The sequence below is a fragment of the Microscilla marina ATCC 23134 genome (assembly GCF_000169175.1).
GTDB lineage: Bacteria > Bacteroidota > Bacteroidia > Cytophagales > Microscillaceae > Microscilla > Microscilla marina.
In genome coordinates this window covers 1-12,632 of the sequence record NZ_AAWS01000095.1, presented here as the reverse complement: position 1 = coordinate 12,632, position 12,632 = coordinate 1, and the positions used below count along the sequence as shown (strand labels likewise).

At 42.9% G+C, this 12,632-nt stretch carries 7 protein-coding genes and 1 CRISPR repeat array; of the genes, 4 read left to right on the top strand and 3 right to left on the bottom strand.

Translation table 11 applies throughout. From position 1 onward, the window contains the following. Positions 1 to 194: 194 nt before the first annotated feature. From M23134_RS36510 to M23134_RS36500, 3 genes are all read right to left on the bottom strand, one after another. Positions 195 to 686 (bottom strand): GldG family protein, encoded by a 492-nt coding sequence (locus M23134_RS36510; protein ID WP_002705895.1) that lies wholly within the window; start codon positions 684 to 686, stop codon positions 195 to 197. Positions 687 to 811: 125 nt separating this feature from the next. Then, entirely contained in the window at positions 812 to 1,564 is a 753-nt protein-coding gene (locus tag M23134_RS36505) for an ABC transporter permease (protein WP_002705894.1), read from the bottom strand. A 110-nt stretch (positions 1,565 to 1,674) separates the two neighbouring features. Further along, positions 1,675 to 2,604, bottom strand: a complete 930-nt coding sequence (locus M23134_RS36500) for an ATP-binding cassette domain-containing protein (RefSeq protein WP_002705893.1) — start codon at positions 2,602 to 2,604, stop codon at positions 1,675 to 1,677. A gap of 727 nt (positions 2,605 to 3,331) precedes the next feature. Here M23134_RS36500 and M23134_RS36495 point away from each other — a divergent pair. The 4 genes from M23134_RS36495 to M23134_RS36480 all read left to right on the top strand — a co-directional run. After that, positions 3,332 to 5,191 (top strand): trypsin-like peptidase domain-containing protein, encoded by a 1,860-nt coding sequence (locus M23134_RS36495; RefSeq protein WP_002705892.1) that lies wholly within the window; start codon positions 3,332 to 3,334, stop codon positions 5,189 to 5,191. Between the two features lie 1,203 nt (positions 5,192 to 6,394). Next, the gene (locus M23134_RS36490) at positions 6,395 to 7,240 is read left to right on the top strand and encodes a hypothetical protein (protein WP_002705890.1); all 846 of its coding nucleotides are present in this window, start codon (positions 6,395 to 6,397) and stop codon (positions 7,238 to 7,240) included. A gap of 157 nt (positions 7,241 to 7,397) precedes the next feature. Continuing rightward, entirely contained in the window at positions 7,398 to 8,438 is a 1,041-nt protein-coding gene (locus M23134_RS36485; protein WP_002705889.1) for a dipeptidase, read from the top strand. A gap of 291 nt (positions 8,439 to 8,729) precedes the next feature. After that, positions 8,730 to 11,033: a CRISPR direct-repeat array (repeat unit 37 nt; unit sequence CTTTAAGAGCTACTTCCATTAAAACAAGGATTGAAAC). 1,186 nt (positions 11,034 to 12,219) lie between these two features. Beyond that, positions 12,220 to 12,632: XdhC family protein (locus M23134_RS36480; protein WP_075164117.1), on the top strand; the 413-nt coding region annotated here is incomplete at its 3' end.

Genomic DNA, 12,632 nt, shown 5'->3' with positions numbered 1-12,632 from the left:
TGTCGCGGGGAGCTATAATGGCTATAGTTTGATGTTTTGGGCAAATGTTGGCAGTATCGCTCAAAAACAAGGCTTTAGGCTGATACAACACAACTCAGCATTTGGTTGAGCTGGGCTAAGCTGCATCAAAAGGGGGCTCGCCGTGCCCCTTGCAAAAAATGCAAATTTTAGGCTTTTTGGCAGTCGATAGTTTTTTAATGTTCGACGACAAAGCGTATTCTATAGGTTGTCCCGGCAATGACCGGAATCACTTCTTTTTGTTCCCCCTTATGAATGACTGCGCCCATGTATGCTTTTTGTTTCTTGAGCTGGTCTTTTTCGCGCACGCTTATTTCAATCGGGCTGATGCCGCTCTGCATGGCTTTTTGTTCAATGGCGGGATCATCGCCTGGGCTGATAAACTCATACACCAGGTTACCTCCCGACCTACGGGCATATTCACGCAACATGTCCTCAAAGTCTCTTCTTACTTTTGAGAGCTGGGGGGGCAGATTGTCCGAAAAATACACCGTAACAGTCACGGGGTTGTTCAAGTCTTTCAATATATCTTTGGTTACTTTGCTCAAAGTATACCTTTGGTCGGCGGTAAAGTCTAATCGCAACGAATATTCACGTGCCAACAGGTTGAGCAGCAACAATATACCTGCAGTAAGCAGGGTGGCAGTTAATAATTGTTTTCTTTTCATTTGTTTATTTTTTTAATGAGTGGCAAGCCTATAGTCACAAGCCACAAGCTGGATGGCACTTATTTATGGGTAAAAGTTGTTGATTACCAATCTCTTGCCGCTTGTAGCTCGATGCTTGCAACCTATCAATCAATCACCTTACGTTTAGTCAATGATACTTCGGCGAGGAATAAACCAAGCCAACCTATCGATACAAAAAACAGGATGTCACGGGTATCTATTACCCCACGGGCAATGCTCTCAAAGTGCGCCGAGGTGCTCAAAGTTTCAAACAACTCGCCCAACCAACCAGTAGCATTGCCTGCCATTGCACCAAATATAAACTGAAAGAATATACCAATAAGCAATGCCATCAGAAAAGCTACAATCTGGTTGTTGTTGAGGCTACTGGCAAATATGCCAATGCCTATATACATGGCGCTCATGAGCAACAAACCCAGGTAGCCGCTCAGCGTAGCACTCAGGTCTAAATTGCCCAGGCCGTCGTACCCCAACAGGGCAACGCCATCTATAGTAAACACATAGGGCAAGGTGAGCAATAGTGCTATAGCAATGAGTATAAATACGGCGAGAAACTTCCCCCATACAACCTGACGGTCAGTCACGGCTTTGGTGAGGAGTAGCTCTATAGTGCCCGTCTTTTTTTCTTCGGCAAGCAGCCGCATAGTGAGCGCCGGAATAAAGAAAAACAATGTCCAAAACGCTATACTGAAAAATCCTCTCAGGCTTGCCTGCCCAGAGAAAAACACATCATTGCCACTTTCGAGCCAGGTAAAAAAACCATTGAAACCCAAAAATAAGATCAACATAATATAAGCAATGAGCGAGTCAAAAAATGAGTTGAGCTCGCGTTTTGCAATTACCCAAACTGTTTTCATAATATTTTTTTAGTTATGTAGTCCCAATAGAGGCAAGCTTCAGGCGACAAGTCGCAAGCCCCCTGCTTAGGACTTTATATAAATTTTTCTAGTTGAAACTACCTGTAAAACTAATTCATTGTCAGATTACGGAAAATATCTTCCAGACGGGTTTCTACTGGAGTCATTTCAGTAAGTACCCAATGTTTGTCTACACACAATTGAAAAATGTTTCTTTTGGAAGATTTTTCGGGTTGGCTTTCTAACTGAAAATAGTTAGTTGCCTCGTCAAGAGTGGTGACCGAAAACACCGACTCAAGTTGCTTAAGGTTGGTCAATACTTCAGGCGCTTGCGCCTCTTCAATCTTTACCTTGAGCACCTCTTGCCCCTGGGCTTTGTTGCGCAACGAATGGGCAGTACCATCTGCTACAATATTGCCTCGGTTAATAATCAAAATCCGGTCGCAGGTAGCCTCTACTTCTGGCAGAATATGCGTGCTGAGAATCACCGTTTTAGCCCTGCCCAGTTCACGAATGAGTTTACGTATTTCTACAATTTGGTTGGGGTCGAGCCCGGTAGTGGGTTCGTCTAAAATAAGTATTTGTGGGTCGTGGATCATTGCCTGGGCAAGCCCTACGCGTTGACGGTAACCTTTAGACAATTCCCCGATTTTTTTATGCTTTTCGAGGTCTAAACCACACAGCACAATCATGTCTATCAGGCGTTTGTTTAGGTCTTTTTTAGCGACTCCCTGCAGTTGGGCACAAAAAATAAGATAGTCCATCACTGGCATATCCAGGTACAAGGGGTTGTGTTCGGGCAAATAACCGATGTGTTTTTTTAGGTCATCAGCGTGTTTTTTCACCGACTTGCCCCCTATGGTAATGTCACCCTGGCTAATGGCTATGTAGTTGGTGATCATTTTCATAGTAGTAGTTTTACCCGCACCGTTGGGTCCCAAAAAACCCAGAATTTCTCCAGTCTTCACCTCAAACGATATGTCGTTTACCGCCTTTTGGTTACCATAACTTTTGGTTACTCCTTCTATCTTGATGTCCATAATTTTTGGTGGTTACAATTATATGGCTGACTTTTTTAAACTACAGTCATCAATCCATGTTTTTCAAAACGGCAGCAAAATTATATAATCGAAAGGAAACTTGCATGTTTTTTTTAGGAATGAACTAAGGGCTTTAGCCAGTTTTTTTTATCCGCTCACTTCTTCGCCTTTTCAATTAAAAATATTCTTCTGATTTCTTGCAAATATGATTTATATTATTTTTATTTACTATGGTAGTAATTAGTTATTATACTGATTTACGAAAGTACACATTTCTACATCGGCACTCCTCCACACTCAGGCATCTATGGAGACTTGAACAACATCACTCATTATTATTTAGGAACGTGATCGCCCCGTAAACGGGATTTCGGGCATAGCCCTCAACAATAACTGTCCGGTTTAGAACATATCCTCTTTACTGACTTTCGTTACTTTTAGCCTTTGGCAGAGCTCGGCGCAGCAGGGCTGCAGCCATCGGTTTTCGCCGTAGCTATGGCTACGCCTGCAAAAAGTGCCTCAGCCAGCCTCGAGTATACGCCCTCAATCTCGACACTTATTTTGAACATGTTCCTTAATATCGTATTGCGCCATTTATTGAATGGTCGATTCATTGTATTGAAACATTTAGTTGATATATACAACTAGTATAAATGAATGTCTTTAAATCAAAGCAAAACCCTTAACCCAATTAATACTATTACACAACTATCAAAATTTAACTCCAATGAATTACACTTATTTCAATCATTGCAAAGGGCTGATTTCAACCTGTTTTACCGCCCTTTTTGTAGCTGTTATTTGCTTTTTACCCTGGCGCGCAGTGGCTCAAGATGAGTTGCCCCGCCACTATAAGAGTTATAAGCTAAGCATACAAAACAACGGGACACAAAAAAAAGGAAATTCGTATACCATTTCTGAGCCGGGCGCTACCTGGCTTAGGTTATTTTTTGACAATATAAAATTAGGCAATGCCAGCTCAGTGACTATCACCTCTGACCTGGATGGTGCCTCACAAACGTTGAATGCTGCCACTATCAAAACCTGGAAGTCGTCCAGTGCATATTTTAATGGCAACAGTGTAACGGTTACCCTCAATACAGCCGCCAATGACAAATCGGCCAGTGTAGATGTGGTAGAGCTGGGCATTGGCGACCCCAAACCCAGCACAAAGTCTCAATGTGGCCCGGTAGACGACCGGGTAGATGCCAACGATGCCGCAATTGGTAGAATTGTGCCTATTGGCTGTACTGGCTGGATCATTACCAACGGTAAGTTTGTCACTGCGGGACATTGTGCTAACAGTCGTGCTCAGATACTAGAGTTTAATGTGCCCAAGTCGTCGTCCAACGGAGGCATTGTACACCCGGCACCCAAAGATCAATACCCCATTGGCAGTGTAGTTTCGGGGTATGTGTCTGGGCAGCCTGTAACCGATTGGGCGGTGTTTACGGCGGGCGCCAACACTCAAACCGGGTTAACAGCCATACAAGCCCAGGGCAAGTCTTTTGATGTGGTACAAAGCGCGCCCGGCAGCAGCATTACCATTACTGGTTTTGGTGTAGACAATGGCAGCGACAATCAAACGCAACAAACGCACACGGGGCCTTTGGTATCTGCCAGCAGCACTTTGGTAAGGTACCAGACCGAAACCAGGGGGGGCAACTCAGGGAGCCCCATTATAGATGCCGCCACTGGCAAAGCCGTGGGGGTACACGGCTATGGCGGATGTACTACCAGTGGAACGGGTAGCAACTTTGGAGTAAGGGCTACAGTGGCAGGTTTTTGGGACGCTCTAGGACTTGACGGCAACCCTCCGGGGGGAGACTGTGAGCCAATCAACTTTAATGACTACCAGATTTCGTCTTTCTCTAACCAGGACGTAAGCGGAAACTACACCATCAACAATGGGGGTAGAAACCTGGTGCTTCAGAACAACACCTGGAAAACCATTCCTTTTAACTACACGGTTACCAGCAATACGGTGATAGAGTTCCAGTTTAGCAGTAGCTCTGAAGGAGAAATTCACGCTGTGGGCTTTGAGGATAACAACTCTTTGAGCTCTTCGCGTTATTTTAAGGTGTATGGTACGCAAAGCTATGGGGTACGCAACTACGACAATTACGGAGGATCGGGCACGGTCACTTATACCATTCCGGTGGGTAATTTTTATACTGGCAATATGTCTACTTTGTTGTTTATCAACGACCACGACAGCGGCAGTGGCAACAACTCTACTTTTAGCAATGTAAAAGTGTATGAGGGTTCGTGTGGCAGGGCTCCGGCAATGGTCCAAAGGGTGAATCGTGAGGCTATAGTACCTGTGTTGGGCACACAAGACGAGAGAAGTTTGCAAGAGGTGGTAGTAGGCTCAAACCTTGCCCAAAATCAGTTTACAATACAACTGGGTACTACGGGTGCCAGGGCTACTATACATACTTTATTGGGACAACCCAAGGGCGTACTTGCCCTAAAGCCAGGCACCAACCAAGTGTCTGCCCACGCACTTTCGCTAGCTCCGGGTATTTATCTGATAAAAATCGAGCGCAACAACGAAACCATTACCAAACGCTTGGTAGTACGCTAAACCCAACCAAGTGTAGGGTGGTGTAATACCAAATCGTTGCCATTACCCGTACACTAAATTCTTTGTATGTCTACATCTAAAAGCCATCACCAAGCTTGTCCCCTCCTCTTGGTCTTAAGACCAAGAAAGCGGGTAACGATAGCGAAGAATGTGCATTGTGTTGGTCTTGCCAAAAGCCTTAAGATCACTACAAGTGAGTTTGTACGGGTTTTCAATCAGACTTGGTATTCTTAACCCAGAAAAACATCCACAAAAAAATATTAATTGGGAATAAAGGTTTGAAGCATCCTGAACTGTATCAGGGTGCTTTTTTTATTTGGGTGGTTATAAACAATACTCTGCAGTGATTTTAGTCAAAGTTGGTTGCTGGTTATCAGTTATTTATGAATTTAAAAACTATTTAATTGGTTGTTTAGGCGTAAAACCGAAACACTTTTGAAAATAAAGTGAGTACGCAATCTTAATATAAAATACTGGTTTACAGTATTTAACAAGGTGAACATTTACTCGAATCGGCTATGGACTATCGACTAAATACTATGGACTATTGTATAAAAGTATTGCCCAAAGTTGTTTGGTAGCCTGAGTATATGTATTATGAGCTTACCTTTCGCAGGTTGAAAATTTGCTTAATAAAATGTTATACTAGTGCATTAAGGATTAAATAAGTTGCCTATTAATTTGGATGAATTAACTTCGTTGAGCTCGCGAAAAGCTCGGTTTTGTTTTCTGACGAGTCGTGAAAATGGCGGATAGTTCGTTTTCTGAATTCCAAAGCATATCGGAACCGTAGCTATCTAACTTTTTTACGAGGAAGTCAGGGGGCAAAAGCTCACAGTCCTCCGAGAACAAGCTCGGAGCTGTGAGCCGAACTTGATTCGGGGACGCCAAATAATATGTGAGTAACTTAGTCCCTAATGCACTAGTCTTCAAGCAAGCTAACAAAATACAATGATTCGGGTATCTATGAGCCGTTACTTTTTTCTATAGGTAAAAAAGTAACCAAAAACCCCACAGCTGTAGTTTGTTTTGCCTAAATCTGTTGCACTACGCCGAAACAGCTCAAACAGTGATCTGTTTTACGGCTTCGTTTCACAGATTCTTAACGGCAACAAACTAAGGCTGAATCTAGCTGACGCACTCATAAATCAACGCTGTAATTCTTCTGAATTAAACAAAAATGATCATTGCGAAGCGTCAATTATGAGTATACTTGAAAACCGAACAAAAAAACTTGTCATGATCAAAAAACAATTGTTTTTAAGCTTGTTGGTAGTTTGCTGCCTTTCTTTAGGGCAACTCTCGGCACAAACCATTAAAATAAACGCTTATACCAAGTGCAAGGTGGCACTTATAAGCGCCCAGGAAGTAAAAGACGCCGGACGTTACGGGTGGTGGTCGGCGTGGCAAACCAAGAAAAAAAGCAAAGAGTACAAAGATACTCCTTGCACCTTCAAAAACATTGCCCCAGGAGTGTATACTATAGTGGTGTATAACCCCAAAGCCAGCACCAGCACCGACAAAGGCGATGGAGTAGTACTTGAAAAAGTAACCGTCGGTAAAAAGTTTAGCCTGAAGGCGTATTACAATGCCGGGGATTTTAGAGATTGGAACTGCCTGAGTTGCCCTTGGTTGTATGTGTACGATGGCCAGTGTTTTATGAAAAAAACCGAGATTTTGAAAGATGTGGTAGGAGCCAAAAACAAAACCACTACGGTGTATGAAATTGATCCTCAGGCAATAAAAAATGGGGTATTAAAAATAAAAATTCAAGAAGAAAAAGACGAAATTACCCATCTCGACCAAATTCAGGTCAGGCTCAATCACCAAACATATTTGCCACAAGAACAGGCAATGCTTGCCAAACTTGCCCACAACGATGGACAATACCAAAAGCTTAAAAAAGGGCAGGCAATCACGCTTACCTTTCAATTGCCTGCCCACCTGAAACCCACCGACAAAGTACAGCTTGAGTCTACCGGGTTTTACATTCCCGATGCGCAGTTTTTGGAGGCAGTGTACCAAAAATATTTAATTCGTGGCAAGTAGTCGCTGGCTCGGCAATCGCACGCCTGACAAAGCCTGAAAGTACAACTGTTGATTACCCTTAATAGCAAGTCGGCGAAGCCTGAGCGTTTTGTCGGCTTTTTTTAGGTCAACAATTATAAATTGTTTTAGGGAGTAATCATTAACACAACATCAGCCCATGCCTACCAGATTTTACTGGGTACTTTTACTCTTTTATAGCCATGTACAGGCACAACCACCCCAAGGCTTTGCCGATATTCATAACAGTGCGCTTTATCGCTTGTTTGCCCAAGCCGATGTGCAAGGGCTTGCCAGGCGCCGCTACCCTGTACACTTGCGGGCAATGCGCCAACTCAATACTCGTTTGATGGTGTTTTCGATGGGTATTCCACGTTTTAGTATGGCACACCCCGACACAGTCACCATTGCTCAAGTACTTACTTTTCTCAAACAATTCAAGGCACACATTCGCCAGCATTGCCCACAATGGCAATTTGTTGACCAACCCAATACACGCCCCCACAAAATGCGCTGGATGTTGGCACTGGAGGGCACTCACTTGCTCAAAGGAGAGTTGCACTGGGTAGACTCGCTCTACAATGTCGGGGTGCGTATGGTGGGCATTGGACACTGGTTTCACAATCATTTTTTGGTAGCCCCTCACGACCCACACTACCAAAATCAAGTGCCCACCCTTATCAACGACCACACGGTGTTGTCGCCCAAAGGCAGGCAGTTGGTAGAGCGGCTGATTGCCCGTAACATCTGGTTAGATGTATCACATTTGCGTCGGCAGGCGTTTGCCCAGGTAGTAGCCCAAAACCAAGGACGCACTCCGCTCATTGCCAGCCACGCCAACGCACACGCGGTGTGCCCGGTAGCCCGCAACCTCTCCCCTGCCCAAATACGCGCCATTGCTGCCAGTAAAGGCTTGGTGGGGGTATGCTTTCATAGTCCTCTGATTGCCCCAAAACCCGCCCAGGCTTCCATAAAACAGTTGGTTGATCACCTGGCTTATTTGATCCAAACTGCAGGCTACCTGCACGTAGCCATTGGCAGTGACCTGGAGGGTTTGATTCGCCCGCCAAAGGGTTTAAAAAAACTCATTCAGGTTAAAAAAATTGCCCGCGAAATGCAACGGCGGGGCTTTAGCCCAAAGGTGATTGAGGCGGTGATGTGGCGCAACGCCCTGCGGGTGTTGGGTGGGGGTGAACGTTGAGTCAATGATTTGATAAAATATTTCTGGAAAGGCTACCAAATGTAAAAAAAGATATGCAAATTGTGGGCGTCTATATGAGTGCTCCAGCACAGAAAAGTCTTTGCCGGAGGGTAATTTATTTCGGGTTGCCCCAAACACACCTTTAACAAGCTGACTATAAGCGAGTTACCTATTCGGAAAACTTACTAAAACAGGCTTAAAAAGCACTTTGACGTGTTGATTTTTTTGATTTTACCCTTGAGTAATTTTACTCTAACTCACTGGTAACTAGTTGATAACAAAGAAAGACGACTTTAAGAGCTACTTCCATTAAAACAAGGATTGAAACGCCTAAATTCCACCTTTAGCTTTCCTGTTTTCCGCCGCTTTAAGAGCTACTTCCATTAAAACAAGGATTGAAACTGTTGCCATTTTTCAGGTTATATATGAAACCACCCCTCTTTAAGAGCTACTTCCATTAAAACAAGGATTGAAACAACACAATGAAGCAAAAAGCAAGACATTGGCTATCTTTAAGAGCTACTTCCATTAAAACAAGGATTGAAACGTCTTGTAGCCAGTACTTAGGTCATGTCTTTCGTGCTTTAAGAGCTACTTCCATTAAAACAAGGATTGAAACCGACTATTTTCTTATTACGTGGGACTTATGCCGTCTTTAAGAGCTACTTCCATTAAAACAAGGATTGAAACCGTTTGGTTCAAAAACAAACCCTGAATAATTAATATCTTTAAGAGCTACTTCCATTAAAACAAGGATTGAAACTCTTTACCCATCACTTAATTTTAGTTTTTCTAAATACTTTAAGAGCTACTTCCATTAAAACAAGGATTGAAACGCAGCAAAGGAATGGTAAAGCTAATCAAAAAGCTCCTTTAAGAGCTACTTCCATTAAAACAAGGATTGAAACTTAGCCACTTCCCCTGCTACGTCTAGCTGACTGACTTTAAGAGCTACTTCCATTAAAACAAGGATTGAAACCCGCTTCGGATTCGTTGGGTCGTACTCCAACGCTTCTTTAAGAGCTACTTCCATTAAAACAAGGATTGAAACACAGCTGGTACGCCGAACATAGCGGGTTCGCAACAACTTTAAGAGCTACTTCCATTAAAACAAGGATTGAAACAAATTAGATGTGTAAAGGGTATATAAACGCGCAAAAACTTTAAGAGCTACTTCCATTAAAACAAGGATTGAAACAACAAATGCGGGACGGTAGTTCGGCATCGACAATTTCTTTAAGAGCTACTTCCATTAAAACAAGGATTGAAACATATATAGGGCGTGTGACGATGTGAGTTGAAGGTCTTTAAGAGCTACTTCCATTAAAACAAGGATTGAAACAGTTCCAGCCATATTATCACCTTTCTACGCATATTATCTTTAAGAGCTACTTCCATTAAAACAAGGATTGAAACAAGCAAGATTAACCTTGCAGCGATCGCGGACATTACCTTTAAGAGCTACTTCCATTAAAACAAGGATTGAAACTAGTACATGATTGCATCTACAAAAAAACCCTGTTTTCTTTAAGAGCTACTTCCATTAAAACAAGGATTGAAACTGAGCTCAAGAAATCCTTGAAATACGAGTATTTCAACTTCTTTAAGAGCTACTTCCATTAAAACAAGGATTGAAACCAAGTTTACTTGAAGCCGTAGAAAGCAGTTTTAAAGCTTTAAGAGCTACTTCCATTAAAACAAGGATTGAAACGCCACTTTTTGTCTTGAAGTTAATTTTTCGTTTCTGCTTTAAGAGCTACTTCCATTAAAACAAGGATTGAAACATATTAAAGGTATATGCAACCGCGATTGTATATACGCTTTAAGAGCTACTTCCATTAAAACAAGGATTGAAACATATTAAAGGTATATGCAACCGCGATTGTATATACGCTTTAAGAGCTACTTCCATTAAAACAAGGGTTGAAACTACTCGAATACTGTATCATTTTGCATAGCTAACGTGATCTTTAAGAGCTACTTCCATTAAAACAAGGATTGAAACAATATTGGACCCTGCTCTTGCGCAATAGATGAATCGACTTTAAGAGCTACTTCCATTAAAACAAGGATTGAAACTTAAAAGTATCAGACGTAAACAAGAGTGTAGGCTCTCTTTAAGAGCTACTTCCATTAAAACAAGGATTGAAACGGCACGCTCTTGAGTGTGTTTCGACTCAAATTGATGCTTTAAGAGCTACTTCCATTAAAACAAGGATTGAAACAAAGTTGAGATATGGGAGATTTTGGACTTTATCCCAAACTTTAAGAGCTACTTCCATTAAAACAAGGATTGAAACTGTTTTTGCTTGTAAGCGAGCACGAGACGCAAGCACTCTTTAAGAGCTACTTCCATTAAAACAAGGATTGAAACTTTTCTTTGTTGGCATGTTCGGGTTTAGAATCTTAATCTTTAAGAGCTACTTCCATTAAAACAAGGATTGAAACATTTTGTAACATTTGCAAGCTGCGCAATCGAAAGCCTTTAAGAGCTACTTCCATTAAAACAAGGATTGAAACTGATGAGGTTCAAACTGAACAAATACAAAACCCCAGCGCTTTAAGAGCTACTTCCATTAAAACAAGGATTGAAACGTAGTAATGGGTTTCGATCGGTTGGTGAAGACACCATAGCCGTCAGGTTAAGCAAACAAGTGTAGAAAATTCACCCTACCGCCACCACCTCAGCGAGTGTCTCCACTCGCTGATTGAGTCTCTAAAAAAAGCGTCCAAAGACAGTCTGGTCTCTTGTGAAGACACAAGCGACGGCGGAAAAAAGAGGCTAGCCTGACGGCTATGGTGAAGACACGCAACCGAGGCGAGGGCGGTAATAAAACAAGGATTGAAACGCTTTTGGGTTCTTTTGTATGCGCTACAACAAACCAACTTTAAGCGCTAAATACATTAAATCTTACTATTTTTCGCCCTGATTTGTGTCCTCACAACCGAGTTTACGAGTCCTTAGATGCCGATGAATATCGGTGCTCAGCGAAGCTAAATCAAACCACCCAAAACCCCAAAAAACTATTTATTTTGGGGTTTCGATCACCCCCGAATGGCGGGGTTTATCAATTGGTGAAGACACACAACCGAGGCGAGGGCGGTAATAAAACAAGGATTGAAACGCTTTTGGGTTCTTTTGTATGCGCTACAACAAACCAACTTTAAGCGCTAAATACATTAAATCTTACTATTTTTCGCCCTGATTTGTGTCCTCACAACCGAGTTTACGAGTCCTTAGATGCCGATGAATATCGGTGCTCAGCGAAGCTAAATCAAACCACCCAAAACCCCAAAAAACTATTTATTTTGGGGTTTCGATCACCCCCGAATGGCGGGATTTATCAATTGGTGAAGACACACAACCGAGGCGAGGGCGGTAATAAAACAAGGAGGGCTACTTCCATTGAAACAACGATGGCGAGTGCATAGAAATAGCAGAATACACCAGGGGTTTTAGCCTCGCTTCGCGCCCATTCGTAATTCGTAATTCTCAAATTCGTAATTTAGTCGGTAGTCGGTAGACCGTAGCTTCAAGCATCGCTTCGCGCCCATTCGTAATTCTCAAATTCGTAATTAGCTTCGCAGAGCTCCTTCCAGTCGGTTCGTAATTCACTCATTCGTAATTGACTACTTTAAGCACTCCATCCACTAAAACAAGGATTAAAACGGTTGTACCCTGCCCCGCAAAAATTAGCGTAGGTCAAATAATGTTGTATGGGGTTGAGTTGTCAGAAGATAGTCGTTATATTACCCGCTACAACAAGCAATCATTACAATTATGCTGGATATATTTACCGAAATTGAGGGCTGGGTCGAGGCTCGCAAAAGTTTTGCCCTGGCTACTGTAGTAGAAACCTGGCGCTCGGCACCACGTATGGCGGGGGCAACTATGGCGGTGTCTGACCAGATGGAAGTGGTAGGCTCGGTGAGCGGAGGTTGTATAGAAGGTGCCGTAGTCAAAGGGGCCCTGGAAGTGATCAAAAGTGGTACGCCCAAGCTGATGAAGTTTGGGGTAGAAAACGAAGACGCCTGGGCGGTAGGTTTGAGCTGTGGGGGCAAGGTCACGGTATTTGTAGAGCGTTTTATGGCAATGCAGGCATCAGAAAAGGCGGTATGGGACGCCTTGCAACAAAACATAAGGGCCAACAAAGCGGCGGTGTTGCTGAGCCAACTGTCGGGGCAACAAAGTAA

Coding starts and splice junctions, on each gene's coding strand:
- M23134_RS36490 (WP_002705890.1), top strand. CDS start 6,395: ATGAGTATACTTGAAAACCGAACAAAAAAACTTGTCATGATCAAAAAA.
- M23134_RS36505 (WP_002705894.1), bottom strand. CDS start 1,564: ATGAAAACAGTTTGGGTAATTGCAAAACGCGAGCTCAACTCATTTTTT.
- M23134_RS36485 (WP_002705889.1), top strand. CDS start 7,398: ATGCCTACCAGATTTTACTGGGTACTTTTACTCTTTTATAGCCATGTA.
- M23134_RS36495 (WP_002705892.1), top strand. CDS start 3,332: ATGAATTACACTTATTTCAATCATTGCAAAGGGCTGATTTCAACCTGT.
- M23134_RS36500 (WP_002705893.1), bottom strand. CDS start 2,604: ATGGACATCAAGATAGAAGGAGTAACCAAAAGTTATGGTAACCAAAAG.
- M23134_RS36510 (WP_002705895.1), bottom strand. CDS start 686: ATGAAAAGAAAACAATTATTAACTGCCACCCTGCTTACTGCAGGTATA.